Origin of the sequence: Bradyrhizobium sp. B124 (genome assembly GCF_038967635.1) — a bacterium.
In the GTDB taxonomy this organism is placed as follows: domain Bacteria; phylum Pseudomonadota; class Alphaproteobacteria; order Rhizobiales; family Xanthobacteraceae; genus Bradyrhizobium.
Map to the genome: position 1 here is coordinate 8,381,243 of NZ_CP152413.1, position 16,051 is coordinate 8,397,293.

Annotated in this window: 12 protein-coding genes; 7 read left to right on the forward strand and 5 right to left on the reverse strand. The window is 64.3% G+C overall.

Going from position 1 to position 16,051, the window contains the following annotated elements; genetic code table 11:
* Positions 1 to 89: 89 nt before the first annotated feature.
* The 5 genes from AAFG13_RS39290 (at position 90) to AAFG13_RS39310 (ending at position 5,072) form a co-directional block, all read left to right on the forward strand.
* A complete protein-coding gene (locus AAFG13_RS39290) occupies positions 90 to 1,112 on the forward strand; it encodes a trypsin-like peptidase domain-containing protein (protein WP_342710315.1) in 1,023 nt (340 codons plus the stop codon).
* A 495-nt stretch (positions 1,113 to 1,607) separates the two neighbouring features.
* A complete protein-coding gene (locus AAFG13_RS39295) occupies positions 1,608 to 1,994 on the forward strand; it encodes a hypothetical protein (RefSeq protein ID WP_342710316.1) in 387 nt (128 codons plus the stop codon).
* A gap of 182 nt (positions 1,995 to 2,176) precedes the next feature.
* Positions 2,177 to 3,616: a DUF1254 domain-containing protein gene (locus AAFG13_RS39300; RefSeq protein WP_212311344.1), complete on the forward strand. Its 1,440-nt coding sequence runs from the start codon at positions 2,177 to 2,179 to the stop codon at positions 3,614 to 3,616.
* Positions 3,617 to 3,659: 43 nt separating this feature from the next.
* Positions 3,660 to 4,097, forward strand: coding sequence for a DUF2721 domain-containing protein (locus tag AAFG13_RS39305; protein ID WP_212311343.1), 438 nt, complete (start codon positions 3,660 to 3,662; stop codon positions 4,095 to 4,097).
* Positions 4,098 to 4,574: 477 nt separating this feature from the next.
* On the forward strand, positions 4,575 to 5,072 hold the full coding sequence (locus AAFG13_RS39310; protein ID WP_342710317.1) for a hypothetical protein: 498 nt from the start codon (positions 4,575 to 4,577) through the stop codon (positions 5,070 to 5,072).
* A gap of 750 nt (positions 5,073 to 5,822) precedes the next feature.
* On the opposite strand, the gene AAFG13_RS39315 is transcribed toward AAFG13_RS39310, so the two are convergent.
* The 5 genes from AAFG13_RS39315 to AAFG13_RS39335 all read right to left on the reverse strand — a co-directional run bounded on the left by AAFG13_RS39315 (position 5,823) and on the right by AAFG13_RS39335 (position 13,305).
* Entirely contained in the window at positions 5,823 to 6,602 is a 780-nt protein-coding gene (locus AAFG13_RS39315; protein ID WP_342710318.1) for an alpha/beta hydrolase, read from the reverse strand.
* A 4-nt stretch (positions 6,603 to 6,606) separates the two neighbouring features.
* Positions 6,607 to 7,902, reverse strand: coding sequence for an O-acetylhomoserine aminocarboxypropyltransferase (locus AAFG13_RS39320; protein WP_342710319.1), 1,296 nt, complete (start codon positions 7,900 to 7,902; stop codon positions 6,607 to 6,609).
* Positions 7,903 to 7,947: 45 nt separating this feature from the next.
* Positions 7,948 to 9,252 (reverse strand): nicotinate phosphoribosyltransferase, encoded by a 1,305-nt coding sequence (gene pncB, locus AAFG13_RS39325; RefSeq protein WP_229171204.1) that lies wholly within the window; start codon positions 9,250 to 9,252, stop codon positions 7,948 to 7,950.
* Between the two features lie 61 nt (positions 9,253 to 9,313).
* Positions 9,314 to 12,826, reverse strand: a complete 3,513-nt coding sequence (locus tag AAFG13_RS39330; protein ID WP_342710321.1) for a molybdopterin cofactor-binding domain-containing protein — start codon at positions 12,824 to 12,826, stop codon at positions 9,314 to 9,316.
* A 20-nt stretch (positions 12,827 to 12,846) separates the two neighbouring features.
* Complete coding sequence (locus AAFG13_RS39335; protein WP_342710322.1) at positions 12,847 to 13,305, reverse strand: (2Fe-2S)-binding protein; 459 nt, start codon at positions 13,303 to 13,305, stop codon at positions 12,847 to 12,849.
* Between the two features lie 277 nt (positions 13,306 to 13,582).
* Between AAFG13_RS39335 and AAFG13_RS39340 the strand changes: the two genes are divergently transcribed.
* A complete protein-coding gene (locus tag AAFG13_RS39340; RefSeq protein WP_342710323.1) occupies positions 13,583 to 15,031 on the forward strand; it encodes a 6-hydroxynicotinate reductase in 1,449 nt (482 codons plus the stop codon).
* On the forward strand, positions 15,028 to 16,038 hold the full coding sequence (locus AAFG13_RS39345; protein ID WP_342710324.1) for a UPF0280 family protein: 1,011 nt from the start codon (positions 15,028 to 15,030) through the stop codon (positions 16,036 to 16,038). Before AAFG13_RS39340 ends, AAFG13_RS39345 begins: the two co-directional genes overlap by 4 nt.
* The last annotated feature ends 13 nt before the right edge of the window (positions 16,039 to 16,051 follow it).

Genomic DNA, 16,051 nt, shown 5'->3' on the forward strand with positions numbered 1-16,051 from the left:
GGGACCCTAGCCATTCGGGCAGGTGCAGGCGTAACCACTTGCAGCGATGGGAGCAGGTCACCATTTGAGGTGACCAAAGGACTCTCGCCATGCTGGATTTTACCTCAGATACCGCCGCTGACACGCCGTCATCGCGGGCGGCTGATGCTGCTCAAACCGATGACCGGGTGTTGCTCGACGCCTATTCCAATGCCGTGATCGACGTCACCGACCGCGTCGGTCCCGCCGTGGTCCGCGTCGAAACCGGGCCGAAAGTGCGCAATGCGCGCGAGCGCGGCGGGCTCGGTTCGGGCATCGTCATCTCGCCCGACGGGTTCGTGCTGACCAACAGCCATGTGGTCGGATCGTCGAAGGAGATCCGTCTGCGCGACACCGAGGGCTTCGTCACCGACGCCCATGTGCTCGGCGTCGATCCCGACACAGATCTCGCGCTGCTGCGGGCCGACGGCGCGCGCGATCTGCCCTATGCCTCGCTCGGCAACTCCAAGTCGTTACGGCGCGGCCAGCTCGTGGTCGCGATCGGCAATCCGCTCGGCTTCGAATCGACGGTGACCGCCGGCGTGGTGTCGGCGCTCGGCCGCTCGATCCGCTCGGTCAGCGGGCGGACCATCGAGGACGTGATCCAGACCGATGCCGCGCTCAATCCCGGCAATTCCGGCGGGCCGCTGGTATCGTCGAACGGCGAGGTGATCGGCATCAACACCGCGATCATCAACGGCGCGCAGGGCATCTGCTTTGCGGTCGCCAGCAACACCGCGCAGTTCGTGCTGTCGGAGATCATCCGTCACGGCTATGTCCGCCGCGCCTATATCGGCGTCGCCGGCCAGACCGCGCCGGTGCCGCGGCGCCATGCGGTGCTGGCCGGCGTCGAGAACAAGATGGGCGCGCTGTTGATGCAGATCGAGCCGGACAGTCCGGCCGCGCGCGCGGCGCTCCTGCCGGGCGATGTGGCGATCAGGCTCGACGGCGTCGAGATCCACGGCGTCGACGATCTGATCCGCGCGCTCGATCACAGCCGGATCGACCGCACCCTGTCGATGGACGTGCTCCGCCTCGGCCGCCTGCGCGCGATCGACATCCACCCGATCGAGCGCAAGCCTGCGAAGCAGTAAGACAATCCATCCCCGCACGAGATGCATCCTCTCCCCTCATGTCCGCCGTAGCCTTGGCGAAGGCGGATGTGGGAGAGGGTCGCTTCGCGCAGCGAAGCGGGGTGAGGGGTCTGCCTCCACGATCTCATATGTGGAGAGAACCCCTCATCCGGCGCTGCGCGCCACCTTCTCCCGCAAGGGGAGAAGGAAGGAGGAGCTGCGGCATTGCTACTGCATCATCCGCCAAACTGCACCTTCGCCGTCCGACGCGTGCCGCAGGCAGCCGCTCGGAAATTCTTTTCGACCGCCTGAGTGGTCGTGCTCTTGCAAAAATGTCGGGTCTTGGAGGCGAAGCGGAAATCTTGTGCTCGTCCTGAGCTTCGCCGGTTGTGTCCAGAGGCGGACGTCCCGTCTCTGTTGACCCGTGGCGTGTCACGTCTCGATAGGCTAACCTTGTGAACCTGACCGGACACTTACCCCCAAACAAACCGGCGGGAAAGAAACAAGGCGAGAGGCTTGAGCGCAACAGTCTTCCATGTCTGGTTCTATAGAATCTTCGATATCTGGGCTGGAGTATCGGGAATTCTTTATCTACTCGGCCTCATGCTGCGTTACAAAATGCTCCAACATCGGTTTCCTCGCCGAAGCTTGACGTTTTGGGAATTGTGGAATCTTCCTCGCGCTGGTGGCTTCGTGTTTCTAACCGATCCCACAGACTTTGACTTAACCGGCCGTATCTACCGCAAGTGGGTGATCCGCGTAGAGACGCCCCTGTTGATCGGTTTTCGCTCGGCGCGGCCATCGCTTTTGTCATTCATCCGAAATAGTTTTGCCATGCTAGCGGTGAGCCTGGTGCAGCACTACCGAATGTCGGGATTGGCCGATAGCTTACGGTCTGCATGACCGCCGGGAACGTCGGCTCTGCGAAGTGAACCGGAAGTCCTGAGGTCCGACCGCCAAGGGCGGCTTGTGACCCTGAGCGGACATCGCCCACGGAAGAAGTGCGCCAGCACCCGTTGATATAAATCAAGGGCAATGGAACTCGGCCCGCTACTCTCGTCTGAACGAGGCTGGGAGAGCAAAACATGTCAATCGACCGTCGTCAGGCACTTGCCGGGCTGAGTGCTGCCGTTTCGACCCTTGCGATGTCTCGCGCCGCAAGCGCCCAGTCCGATGGTCCCGTCATTCGGGCGTTGGAAGCCGGTGAAGACTTCTGGCTCGCCCAGGACGCCTATATCTACGGATACCCGCTCCTGACGATGGAGATGACCCGCCGGATCATGACCAATGTTGCGTCGCCTGAGGGCACGCGCGGGCCGATGGGACAGTTTATCAAGCTCCGCAAGTACCCGGATGCCACCTTCAAGGATGTAACGGCACCCAATGCCGATACCCTCTACACGTCAGCATGGATCGACGTCGGCGACGAGCCCTGGGTCCTGAGCATGCCGGACATGAAGGACCGCTACTTTCTCTTCCCGATGCTCGATGGCTGGACCAATGTCTTCCAGGTACCTGGCAAACGCACGACCGGCACGACCGCGCAGACCTACGCGATCACCGGACCCGGCTGGAAGGGAACGCTGCCCGCCGGCGTCAAGGAATACAAATCGCCAACCAGCATCGTGTGGATCCTCGGCCGCATCTACTGCACCGGCACGCCGGAGGATTACGCAACGGTGCACGCCGCACAGGATCAATTCAAGTTGGTGCCGCTCAGTGCCTACGGCAAATCGTATACGCCACCGACGGGCAAGGTCGATCCTTCTATCGACATGAAAGTGGCGGTACGCGACCAGGTTAACGGCCTAGACGCTGTTGCGTACTTCACACTTCTTGCGCAACTGATGAAGCGCAATCCACCCGCGGCCGCAGACGCGGCTGAAGTTGCCAAGTTCGCAAAGATTGGTCTCGTTCCGGGCAAGGACTTTGATGCACGCGAATTCGATGCCGCATTCGCCAAGCGCATCCCCCAGATCGCCTTCGACCGCATCATGCTGCAGTTCAAGGTCAACAAGGCGATCCGGAACACGAATGGCTGGGCTTTCGATCAGGAAGCCGGCGTCTACGGCACCAATTATCTCAACCGCGCCCTCGTCACTGCGATCGGGCTTGGGGCCAATCGGATTCAGGATGCCTGCTATCCGACATCGCAAAAGGACGCCGACGGCAAGGACTATGTCGGCAGCAACAAGTACGTCATGCGTTTCCCAAAAGGACAGCTGCCGCCGGTCGGAGGCTTCTGGTCGCTGACGATGTATGACGAAAATTACTTCTTCGTCGCCAATCCCATCAACCGCCAGTCCATCAGCGCCCGCCAGAAACTCAAGACCAATCCGGACGGGTCGGTCGATCTCTACATCCAGCAGGGCAGCCCGGGTCCTGACAAGGAGGAAAACTGGTTGCCCGCACCTGCTGGCAAGTTCGTGCTGATGCTGCGCATGTACTGGCCGAATGAAAAGTCACCGTCGATAATCAACGGGAGCTGGAAACCGCCGCCGGTACGGAAGGTGACCACCACCTAGCGCCATTTCGACTTACCTCGATGACATGAAGGAGGCAGGCGCGATGCTGTTTCCCGATACGCCGTCTGTTGAGCAACTATCGCAGGTGATCGTTCAGGTTACTGCGCCTTCCTTTCTTCTCGGGGCTGTTGCAGGGTTTGTTTCCCTGCTCATGTCCCGCATGAACCGGGTGATCGACCGCATCCAAGTTCTTAATGCCCTTCCGGATGGCGAAGGTGCCAAGACCGTACCCAAGAAGGATATCCCTAAGTTGAACCGCCGTGCCGAGTTGCTGAACAAGGCGGTGCAGTACTCCGGGATCAGCGCGATACTGACTTGCCTGCTGGTGATCGTGGCCTTCATCAGCGCATATTATCAGCTGCGCCACGAATACGGCGTTGCGGTGCTGTTTGTTGTTGCGCTCAGCTTTTTCACGGCAGCACTGACAAACCTTGTCCGTGAAACGAGAATTTCCGTGCACGAATACGAAGCGATCCGGTAGTACGCGCGCACTGGCCCGGAGTGGACCGAACCTTGAAATGCGATCGGGTCCGCTTCTGGCCCAAAGCTGACGGTCCGGATGACCATCGAGAACGTCGGCTCTGCGGAGTGAACCGGAAGTCCCGAGGTTCGATCGCTATCGGCGGCTTTTGACCCCAAAGCTGACATCTATGACCGGGCAACTTTGACCTAAGCCATTAACCCGTCCAATAGGGTTTTCTCTTATCACGCCAGGGGCGGCGTTTCCTGACTTGGGCTTGGCAAAATGAGGGCTCTGCTCGCACGGCTGGTGATCGCCTCCGCGGCAGCATGTCTCTGCATCGACGCAGCCGCACTTGCTGACGTTCCCTATTCCTTTTCTGATCATCCTTAGCAGGACGGCCGCTGCCTCGGCGACCATGGCGTAGGCGAGATTGATCGCTCAGAGAAAGCCTGTCTGGAACAGGTTGGCGAATTGGCCCGACGCGTAGGTCCTGGTTTGCAGTTGACGTTCAGGAACGGGAAGACGCGAGTTTATCTGAACGAGGAAGCGAAGTGTCAGAGCACTGACGCCGATGGCTGCGTCAAATATCAACTGACCGGCTATTTTCCCGAGCACGATCTGTTGCTGATCGAAGTCGATTATTGGGAAGGTGTGAGTTGGCGGCTTGTATGGGCGGACACGGGCGACGATACAGGCATCGTTGCACCTCCGCACTATTCTCCCGACAAGCGCTGGCTGGCCTCCGTTGCCTCGGGGGAAGGTCCCTCCGGACCTCCCAACGGAATGGATATCGTTCCGAGTAAGCCAAATTCATCTCTCAAGGAATGGCACTATCGCACTCCCGACGATGGGCAATGGCTCTACGAATTCATTGGTTGGGACGGGAATACCAGGGTCAATCTTCTTGCGTCATCACTGGGAGCGCCGCAACGAACGTCGCCGACCTCTATCGAGCGCCGAAAGGGAGATTGGCATCTGAGAGAGCCACAATAATCGGCGCGTTTCGCACCTTCGGCTGTTGGCCCGAAGCTGCCACCGCCGCGTCCGTCAGGGAACGATCACCACTTCTCCCGGAATGCGACCTGTTTGGCCTGATCGCTGTTCACCACCAGTACGGCCACCGCCACCCCTCATAGAGGTCCCAAGACGACACCACGGGCGGCCCATATGGATCGACCCGGTCGTCTTCAGGGCGATAACGGTATCGTGGAACAATATAATAATCCCACGGAGTCGGCGTTATCACGGGCGTCGAGATCACGACCCTCGTTCGTTCATGAACGACTTGTGCCTTCCGCGTCCGGGCTTCAGCACCTGACGTCCCGAGGTTACACAGCACCAGGGCCGTTCCGAGAGCGCACGCGACGGTCATTATCTTCATCTTCATGCATCGGCCTCCTAGCCTGAGAGTGCAAAAGGACTCAACGCAAGGCAAGCTAATTCGCTCTTCGCGACGGACGCCTACGCTGTCGGACTGGGCGTTCGCGGTATTTCGGAATAATAGAAGATATCGCTGAGTTGCCCGACGTGTCAAGTTGCTTGTCAGAGGGCCGGCGGCCGCCCTGCTACTTTGCATGGGGTTGTTTTCGATATTTTGGGGGAGTGGCCGCTAAGGCACTTCGAACGCGAAAGCATCTGAGCGGCCTCAGGGAGCTCTATCCGCGGAGACAAACCCCTCATCTGGCGCGCTGCGCGCGCCACCTTCTCCACAAGGGGGAGAAGGGAAGAGGGATTTCGGCACCGCTACTGCAACGCCGCCAGCAGCTCGTCGGGCTGCTCGACCATCATCATGTGGCCGGCGCCTGGCAGCACCACGGTGCGGGCATTCGGCGTCGCCGCGGCGAGCGCCTTGCCGGCCTTGGCGGGGGTCATCATGTCGCGCTCGCCGAGGATGAAGGTCGCGGGCACCTTGACCGCGGCCGCAGCCGCGAGCGCGTTCTGGTAGGCGTTGCAGGCGTTGAGGTCGTTGTAGAGCACGCCGGGCTTGGCCTCCTGCAGCACCCGCTGCGCGCCCTGGTGCATCCAGAGGCCGGGCGCGAGGCTGCCGCCGAGCTCGGCCTTGAAGCCGAGGCCCCAGATCGAGACCATGTCGATCGCCGCGACGTCGTTGGCCTCGGCAGCCTTCAACAGATCGGGGCCGACCGTCATGGTCGCGGCGGTGCCGATCAGCGCAAGGCCGGACACCTTGTCGGGATGCCGTGCCGAGGTCTCGATCGCGATCAGCGAGCCCATCGAGTGGCCGATCAGCCGCGCCTTCGACGCGCCGGCCGCCGTGATCAACGCCGCGACCCAGTCGGCCATCTCGGCGATGGTCGCAAGCGGCTTGCCGGCGGAGCGGCCGTGGCCCGGCAGATCCGGCGCCAGCACGGAATAACCGTGATGGGCGAACCAGCGGCTGTGCAGCGCCCAGGTCGAGGAGTCGAAGCCGGCGCCGTGGATCATCACGACAGCCGGCAGCGATGCATCGAACGGCTTGCCGCCGGTCGCGATGAAGGTGTCTGACCCGTTGACGGAAAGCTGCATGGCCCTAAGTCCTTTGCGAGGCGCGGAGCGCCTGGCCGAGATCGTCGATGATGTCCTGCGCGGTCTCGATGCCGACCGACAGCCGCACCAGCTCCTCGCCGATACCGGCGGCCTTGAGCTGCTCGGCGTCCATCTGCTGATGCGTGGTGCTGGCGGGGTGGATCACCAGCGTCTTGGCATCGCCGACATTGGCAAGGTGGCTGATCAGCTTCAGCTGCTCGATGAACTTCTTGCCGGCGGCGCGGCCGCCCTTGATGCCGAAGCTGACGATCGAGCCGGCGCCGCGCGGCAACAGCTTCTTCGCCAGCGCGTAGTCCGGATGCGTCTCCAGCGACGGATGCAGCACCCAGTCGACCGCCTTGTTCGTGGTAAGGAAATCCAGCACTGCATGGGTGTTGCTGACGTGGCGGTCCATGCGGACGCCGAGCGTCTCGATGCCCTGCAGCAGCTGGAAGGCGTTGGTCGGCGACAGGCAGGCGCCGAAATCGCGCAGGCCCTCGGTGCGGGCGCGCATGATGAAGGCGGCCTTGCCGAACTGCTCGTCGAAGACGATGCCGTGATAGCCGGCATAGGGCTCGGTCAGTTGCGGGAATTTGCCGGAGGCGCGCCAGTCGAACCGGCCGCCATCGACGATGACGCCGCCGATCGCGATGCCATGGCCGCCCATCCACTTGGTCGCCGAATTCATCGCGATGTCGGCACCGAGCTCGATCGGCTGGCTCAGATAGGGCGTCGCAAAGGTGTTGTCGATCAGCAACGGAATCTTCGCATCATGCGCGATTTGCGCGACCGCCGGGATATCGAGCACTTCGAGGCCGGGATTGCCGATGGTCTCGCCGATCACGAGCCGCGTGTTCGGCTTGATCGCGGCACGGAATTCGTCCAGCGCGCGCGGCTTCACGAAGGTCGTGGTGATGCCGAAGCGCGGCAGCGTGTGCGCCAGCAGGTTGATGGTGCCGCCATAGAGCGAGGCGGAAGCGACGATATGGTCGCCGGCATTGAGCAGCGTCGCGATCGCCAGATGCATCGCGGCCATGCCGCTGGCGGTGCAGATCGCGCCGACGCCGCATTCCAGCGCGGCGATGCGCTCTTCCAGAACAGCAGTCGTCGGGTTCGAGATGCGCGTATAGATGTGGCCGGCGCGTTCAAGGTTGAACAGCGCCGCGGCATGGTCGGCGTCCTGGAACACGTAGGACGTGGTCTGATAGATCGGCACCGCGCGAGCGCCGGTTGCGGGATCGGGGCGCTGGCCGGCGTGCAGGCTCAGGGTTTCGAAGGCAGGCGGCTTGGGTGCGGGCATGCGAAACTCGTCGTGTCAGTCGATCGGAGTGATCGGTGCGTTGGTTTAGACGTGAACTGCGGTGCGAACGCGGCCGACATTGCCGAACACGCGCAGATAGCGCTCGACTTCGGACGGGATGCCGGTCGCCTTCTCCGGATTGTCGGAGAGTTTGACGGCCGGTCGGCCGTCGACCGACGTCACCTTGCACACGATCGAGATCGGGTCGAGCTCGGCGGTGCCGTCCGGCGCGCAGCCGACGAAATCGTTCGTGAGGTTGGTGCCCCAGCCGAAGCTGACGCGCACGCGTCCCTTGAAGTGATGGAACGTCTCCTCGATCGAGCCGACATCCATCGCGTCGGAGAACACCAGGAGCTTCTCCTTGGGGTCGCGGCCCTTCTGCTTCCACCACTTGATGATCTCTTCGCCGGCGGTGATCGGCGGCGCGCTGTCGGGACGAAAGCCGGTCCAGTCCGCGACCCAATCCGGTGCATCGCGGAGGAACGGCTTGGTGCCGAAGGCATCGGGCAGCGCGATCAGCAGGTTGCCGCCATAGGCGTGGCGCCATTGGTCGAGGATCCGATAGGGCGCCCAGCGCAGCTCCTGGTCGTCGTCGGCGAGTGCCGCGGCGACCATCGGCAGCTCGTGCGCGTTGGTGCCGATCGCCTCTAGGTCGTTGTCCATCGCGAGCAGCACGTTCGACGTTCCGGTGAAGGACGGGCCGAGGCCTTCCTTCACCGCCTCGACGCACCAGCGCTGCCACAGGAAGCCGTGGCGGCGGCGCGTGCCGAAATCGGACAGCCGCAATCCGTCCAGCTTGCGCAGCCGCTCGACCTTGGCCCACAGCTTGGCCTTGGCGCGGGCGTAGAGCACGTCGAGCGCGAAGCGGCCGTAGGTCTTGGTCGCCGCGCGCGAGCGCAGTTCGTTGAGGATCGCGAGCGCCGGGATCTCCCACATCGTGGTGTGGGTCCACGGCCCGTGGAAATGCAGCTCATACTGGCCGTCGACCTTGTGCAGCTCGTATTCGGGCAGGCGGAAGGTCGAGAGCCAGTTGATGAAATCGGGCGAGAACATCTGGGTCTTGCCGTAGAACGTGTTGCCGGCGAGCCAGATCAGTTCCTTCTTGGTGAAGCGGATGGTGCGGGCGTGGTCGAGCTGGGCGCGCAGCTCGCCCTCGTCGATGACCTCGGCCAGCCGGATATGGGTCGAGCGGTTGATCACCGAAAAGGTCGTCTGCGTGTCCGGGTAGCATTCCCGGATCATCTGCATCATCAACAGCTTGTAGAAATCGGTGTCCAGCAGGCTGCGCACGATCGGATCGAGCCGCCAGCCGTGATTATAGGTCCGGGTTGCAATATCTGTGACCGCCATGCCGGAACTGTAGCCTGCCGAACGGCGCCCGCCCAGTGGGTTTCGGGCGGAACATGGCAGGTCAGCGGGCTATATCCCGCCGGATACGGCCGACGGCTGTGGCAACATCGCTCCAGGCCGGCCTGCCCGGGGCGAATTGCTGCCGCAGGAAGCCGACGAGCTCGGCGACCTGGCCGTCGCTCATGCTGTCCTTGAAGGCCGGCATGTAGCCCAGATCGGTCACGGCCGGCTTGGCGATGCCGTGCAGGATCACCTGGATCAGATTGTCGGGGGCGTCGCTGTGCAAATTGCTGTTCAGCGCCAGCGACGGCCGGCTGCCGAACAGCGGCGGGCCGCCGACCTCATGGCAGACGGCGCAGGCGCCCTGATAGATCCGCGCGCCCGCCGAGGCGGCGGTGGTCACGGCCGTGGCGGCTTCGAGCTCGGTAACCAGCGCATCGTGGGCGGGCCGATCGGCGGGCTCGTTGAACGAGGCGAGGTAGACCGCCATCGCGCGGATGTCCTGGTCGGGCAGCGCGGCGAGCTCCTGCACGACCGGCGCCATCGGTCCCGCGGCGACGCCATGCAGGCGGGACTCGCCGGTGCGCAGATAGGCGTAGAGCTCGTCCTCGCCCCAGGGGATCGGTGCCTTCGACAGCGACGTCAGCGCCGGTGCCTCCCAGCCCTCGGCGAAGCCGCCGGCGAGGTAGGCGCCTTGCCGCTCGGCGCCGAGCGCATTGCGCGGCGAGTGGCAGGCGCTGCAATGGCCGAGCCCCTCGACCAGATAGGCACCGCGATTCCAGATCGCCGATTTCGATGGATCGGGCTGGAACGAGTTCGGCTGGTGGAACAGCGCATTCCATCCTGCAAGCAGCGGCCGCAGGTTGAACGGAAAGGCCAGCGCGTTCGCCGGCGTCTCGGCGCGCACCGGCGCCTGCACCATCAGATAGGCGTAGAGCGCCTGCCGGTCGGCATCACTGGTCTTGGCAAAATGCGTGTAGGGAAACGCCGGATAGAGATGGCGGCCGTCGCGATGAATGCCCTCGCGCATCGCGCGCTCGAACGCGGGATAGGACCAGGCGCCGATGCCGGTGTCGACATCGGGCGTGATGTTGGTCGTGTAGATCGTGCCGAACGGCGTCTCGAGCGGCCGGCCGCCGGCGTTCGCGATGCCATGCTCCGACGTATGGCAGACCGCGCAGGCGCCGAGCGCCGCGAGCTCCTTGCCGCGCGCGATCGTCGCGGCGGAATAGACCGAGGCATCGGGCCGGGCGATCGGTGCGATCGCGCGCCACGGCAGCACCGCCGCGCCGATTCCGATCGCCGCGGCGCAGAGCGCGGCAATGCCGGCGAGCACACCACCGCGCTTTACAAACGGATTTTGCCATCTGCTGAGGTCAGCCGCATGCGTGGGTGGTGCAAGCGGTACGGGCGCCACGGGATGCTCGCCGCGCAAGCCCTTCAAAATGCGTTCCGGCGTGAACGGCGGCTCGCGAAAGCGCACGCCGGTCGCATCATAGATCGCATTGGCGATCGCAGCGGCGCTCGGCACCGAGGCGGACTCGCCGACGCCGAGCGGCGGCTGGTCCTGCCGCGGCAGCATCAGCACATCGATCTCGGGCAGATCGGGGAATTTGATGATGGGATAGGCGCCCCATTCCCGCGCTGTGACAGCGCCGCGCTCGAACGAGACTTCTTCCATCAGCGCGCGGCTGGTCGACTGGATGACATTGCCTTCGATCTGGTGCCGCACGCCCTCCGGATTGATCATCAGCCCGGAATCCTGGCCGGCGACGACGCGGGTCACGCTGACGTCGCCGGTCGCCTTGTTGACGGCGACGTCGGCGATCCATGCCGACCATGCCGCGCCGTAGCCGGGAAACTTGCTGTGTACGTAGAGCGCATAGGCAAAGCCGCGGCCGCGCACGATATCGCCCTCGGCCTCGGGCTCCTGCCGCACCGGACGCGGCGTCCAGCCGGCGCGCTCGGCGACCGCGTTGACGAGGTCGATCGCGCGCTTATCCCTGAGATAGCGCAGCCGATATTCGATCGGATCGACCTCGGCCTCGGCGGCAAGCTCGTCGATATAGGATTCATGCGCGAACGTATTGGGCAGCGCCGAGACGCCGCGAAGCCATGAGGCGCGCACGATCGGCGGCATGTCGTTGGCGACGACGCGCATGTTCTCGTAGTCGTAGGGCGGGATCGCAGTGCGGTCGCCCATCTCGAACACGGCGGCTTCAGGTGCGATCCGCCCGGTGAGCAGCAGCGCCAGCGTAGGCGCGCCGTTGGAGGGATAGCGCGTGACGAAGTCGTAACCGGCGACGCTGCCATCGGCGTTGAGGCCGCCGTTGACATCCATCAGCTGCGCGGTGCCCTTCGGCTCCCACGCGTGTTCCTGCTCGCGGGTAAGCTGGACGCGCACAGGGCGGCCGACCGCGCGCGACAGCAGCAGCGCATCGGCGGAGACATCGTCGGCACAGTTGCGGCCGTAGCAGCCGGCGGCCTCCATCCTGACGATGTCGATCTCGGATTCGGGCCGCTGAATTAGTAGCGCCAGATCGCCGCGCAGGATGTGCGGGTTCTGCGTGCCGGACCAGACCCGGATCGCTCCGTCTGCGTAATCGGCGACCGCGCAGGACGGGCCGATCGAGCCGTGCATCTGGTAGGGCCAGAGGTAGGTCCGTTGCATCGGCTTGGCCGCCGCCTTGATCGCGGCATCGACGTCGCCTCTGTCGATCAGCTGGCGCGGCGTCGAGGGATTGGCGCGCAGCGCCTTCTCGATGTCGGAAAGATCGGTCAGCGCCGGTCCCGGCTTCCAGCTCACCTTGAGCTGCGCGGCGGCCTTGATCGCGTTCTCCTCGCGTTCGGCGACGACGCCGACGAAGTCACCGATCCGCACCACCGCGACGAGACCGGGGATGTCCCGCACCGAAGCTTCATCGACCGCGATCAGGCTGGTGCCGACGAACGGGCCGGCATCCACGCCGGCGTAGGGCGGCCGGACGACGCGGCCATGCAGCATGCCGGGCACGCGCACATCGTGGACATAGACCAGCTCGCCGGTGGCCTTCGCCGCCAGGTCGACGCGCGGCACCGACTTGCCGACGACGGAATAGGCGCTCACGGCCTTGACGGGAACGTCGTCGGCGAGTTCGAGCCGGATGGTCTCATCCGCGATCAACTCGCCATAGCTGATGCTGCGGTTGTCGTGACCACGGATCAGGCCGTCCTCGATCGTGAGGTCGCCAGCCGGCAGTTCGAGCCGCTCCGCCGCGCGCGCGAGCAAAAAGTGCCGCGCCTGCGCGGCCGCCCTGCGCAGGGGAATGGCGGTGATCTGGATGGTCTCGCTTGCGATCGTCGCGCCCTGGTTCGGCACCACGGCGGTGTCGCCGAGGATCACGACCACGCGGGCAAAGGAGACGTCGAGCTCTTCGGCGACGATCTGCCCGAGCGCGGTACGGATGCCGGTGCCGAGATCAACATGGCCGTTATAGGCACTGACCGAACCGTCTGATGTGATGGTGACGAAGGTCTCGAACGCGCCTTCCGCGCCGAGCACCGCGGGGCGAACGACGGACAGCGAGCCGCGCATGCGTTGCTCCGAACCGGCCATCAATCGCGCGCCTCGAGCACGGCACGCATCGCTGCGCGGATGATTTCGATATGCGCGCCGCAGCGGCAGAGATTGTAGCGCAGCGCTTCCAGCACCTCATGCTCGGAAGGATGGGGATTGCGCGTGAGCAGCGCCTTGGTGGTGATGATCATGCCGTTGAGGCAATAGCCGCACTGCGCGGCCTGTTCACGGATGAAGGCATCCTGCACCGGATCGGGATGCTCGCGGCTGCCAAGCCCTTCGAGCGTGACAATGTTGCGCCCGGTACAGCCTTCGATCGGAATCACGCAGGCGCGCGCGGCGACGCCGTCGATCAGCACCGCGCAGGCGCCGCACTCGCCGAGCCCGCAGCCGTATTTCGGTCCGTTCAATGCGAGATCGTTGCGCAGCACGTAAAGCAATGCGGTGTCGGGAGCGGCGTCGACATCATGATTCCTGCCGTTCACGGTCAGGCGCATCGCTCCGGTTCTCCCCTGATGTTTGCGCTGCAATGTCAGCGTCAAATCCGCCGATGAGGATAACGTTTGTATACAAACGTGCAAGCGGCGGCATGCCGCGCTGCAGCGCGTGCACGCTTTATGAACAGGGTGCGCAAGCGAATGGCAGCGTTTGATTGCAAAGGCCGCTTGACAGGTCCCGGGCTCGCGCGCAGGATCATTCGTATACGAACGATATAGTCGGGGAGGCGGAAGCGCAGTATGATCGACCGCCACCACAAGTCCAGGCTTGGTCACGATGGCTGACACAATGACCGTCGCCGCCGGCGACAAGATCCGCTGCGATGCCTGTCCGGTGATGTGCTACATCAAGCCGGGCGCGGCCGGCGCGTGTGACCGTTATGCCAATCACGACGGCACGCTGGTGCGGGTCGATCCGCATGTCGTGCTGGAGCGCACGGTCTCGCACGGCGGCAAGCTGGTTCCGTTCCAGGCGAGCGGCGACTGGGACGGCAAGATCGTCCGTCAGCCCGAACTCTTCGTCACCGCGATCGGCGCCGGAACCACTTATCCGGACTACAAGCCGGCGCCCTTCATCGTGTCGTCGGAGGTCGACGGCGTCGACATGATCACCGTGGTGACCGAGGGCATTTTCTCCTATTGCGGCGTCAAGGTGAAGATCGACACCGACCGCTATCTCGGTCCGGAAACCGCTGTTGTCCGCGCCGACGGCGAGGCGGTTGGTCATGTCACGACCAGCGAATATGGCTCGCAGATGCTCTCGCTCGGCGGCGTGCATCATCTGACCGGCGGCTCCAAGAAAGAGGGCCGCGTCACCTGCGATACGCTGATGGATCTCTCCAACTGCAAGGCAGTGGAGCTGACCATCGACGGCGGCGCGACCGTGGTGGTGCAGGCGGGCAAGCCGCCGATCGTCAATGGCATGGCCGAAGAGCGGATGCGGGTCGGCTGCGGCTCGGCGACCATCGGCATGTTCGCCAAGCAGTGGCACGGCAAGGTCGACGAGGTCGTGGTGGTCGACGACCACATCACTGGGGTGCTCAGCGAGCACCAGGCCGGCAAGCTGCTCGACATCGCCGACACCGGCATCAAGATGAAGGGGCGCCGTTCGACGCCGGGCCGCTACTTCCAGGTCGCCGATCCCGGCACGGGATGGGGCGGTACCAACATCTCCGACCCGCTGTCGATCCTGGGTCCCTTCAATGCCAAGGAAGCACGGCCGGGGCTCGCCATGCTGATGGTCTCGACCACCGGCGAGCATGCTTCTTACTACGTGCTCGACGAGGCGCTGAAGCCGATCGAGACCGAGATGCCGGCGGACCTGAAATTCTCGGTCGAGCGCATCCAGGAGAATTGCGAGCCGGCGCTGTGCACGGTGCTGTTCATGGGCGGCGCCGGCGGCTCGCTGCGCGCCGGCGTCACCGACAATCCGGTGCGGCTGACCCGCTCGGTCAAGGACGCGCTGACTCGGGTGACCAGCGGCGGCGCGCCGGTCTATGTCTGGCCGGGCGGTGGCATCACCTTCATGGTCGATGTCACGCAGATGCCGGCCGGCGCCTTTGGCTATGTGCCGACCCCGGCGCTGGTGGCGCCGATCGAATTCACGATGAAGCTGTCGGACTATGCGGCGCTCGGCGGCCATATGGATTTTGTCCGGCCGCTGTCGTCGCTGCGGGACAGCGCCGAAGTCCGGCCGATGCCTCATCTTCCCGGGCGGCGCGCATGACGAGAGCGTTTTCCAGCGAAGTGGATACCGGTTCGCGCAAAGAAAACGCGTCAAAACTAGAATCTAGAGCCCCGTTCCGATTCAATCGGAACGGAAAAGGCTCTAGGCTCCCGCAAATCGCGCTTCTTCCTGACGGCAAGCGGCTGCATTTGCAGGACGGCCCGATTGATCTGGTCATCGAGGCCAAGGGCAGGGACGCGGACGTCGGTGCCGCCTATCAGGCGGCCGCAGGGCGCTTCACCGGTTTGCTCGACGAACTCTGCGTGGAGCTCGCCGAGCTGCGCAGCGCGGCTCATCCGAAGCACAGCGCGCTGAAAGGCGTGGTCGCGCGGCGCATGCATGCGGCGGTCGCGCCGTTTGCCGCCGATTGCTTCATCACGCCGATGGCGGCAGTCGCGGGCTCGGTCGCCGAGGAAATCCTCGGCGCGATGCTGCAGGCGGCAGCGCTCGACCGCGCCTATGTCAACAATGGCGGCGATATCGCGCTGCATCTGTTTGACGGCGAGCAATTCACCGTCGGCCTGATGGACCGGCCGGACCGCCATGGCGTGATGCGCACGATGTCCGTCGATAGCGACATGCCGGTCCGCGGCATCGCGACCAGCGGCCGCCATGGCCGCAGCTTCTCGCTCGGGATTGCCGATGCCGTCACCGTGCTGGCGCGGACGGCGTCGCAGGCGGATGCCGCGGCGACCGTGATCGCCAATGCGGTCGATCTGCCCAACCATCCTGCGGTGCTGCGCGTTCCGGCCAGCGAGCTGCAGCCGGACAGCGACCTCGGGTCACGGCTGGTGACCCGCGACGTCGGGCCGCTCGCGGAACATGAGATCGAGCTTGCGCTGGAGGCAGGGGCAGCGCGGGTGCGCGACCTCCTGACGTCGGGATTGATCGAAGGCGCGGCATTGCGTCTACTGGGCGAAACGCGAATTGTCGGTGCAACTGGGAACGGGACGCCGGCGTCGCACACGTTTCAGGGACGAACGACAGACAACATGCTGCAGGCATGACCGGGAGCGAGGC

Excerpts from the sequence above, each read along its gene's own strand:
- pncB (WP_229171204.1), bottom strand. The coding sequence starts at position 9,252 with ATGGCGGTCACAGATATTGCAACCCGGACCTATAATCACGGCTGGCGG.
- AAFG13_RS39340 (WP_342710323.1), top strand. The coding sequence starts at position 13,583 with ATGGCTGACACAATGACCGTCGCCGCCGGCGACAAGATCCGCTGCGAT.
- AAFG13_RS39305 (WP_212311343.1), top strand. The coding sequence starts at position 3,660 with ATGCTGTTTCCCGATACGCCGTCTGTTGAGCAACTATCGCAGGTGATC.
- AAFG13_RS39315 (WP_342710318.1), bottom strand. The coding sequence starts at position 6,602 with ATGCAGCTTTCCGTCAACGGGTCAGACACCTTCATCGCGACCGGCGGC.
- AAFG13_RS39335 (WP_342710322.1), bottom strand. The coding sequence starts at position 13,305 with ATGCGCCTGACCGTGAACGGCAGGAATCATGATGTCGACGCCGCTCCC.
- AAFG13_RS39320 (WP_342710319.1), bottom strand. The coding sequence starts at position 7,902 with ATGCCCGCACCCAAGCCGCCTGCCTTCGAAACCCTGAGCCTGCACGCC.
- AAFG13_RS39330 (WP_342710321.1), bottom strand. The coding sequence starts at position 12,826 with ATGCGCGGCTCGCTGTCCGTCGTTCGCCCCGCGGTGCTCGGCGCGGAA.
- AAFG13_RS39345 (WP_342710324.1), top strand. The coding sequence starts at position 15,028 with ATGACGAGAGCGTTTTCCAGCGAAGTGGATACCGGTTCGCGCAAAGAA.
- AAFG13_RS39300 (WP_212311344.1), top strand. The coding sequence starts at position 2,177 with ATGTCAATCGACCGTCGTCAGGCACTTGCCGGGCTGAGTGCTGCCGTT.
- AAFG13_RS39290 (WP_342710315.1), top strand. The coding sequence starts at position 90 with ATGCTGGATTTTACCTCAGATACCGCCGCTGACACGCCGTCATCGCGG.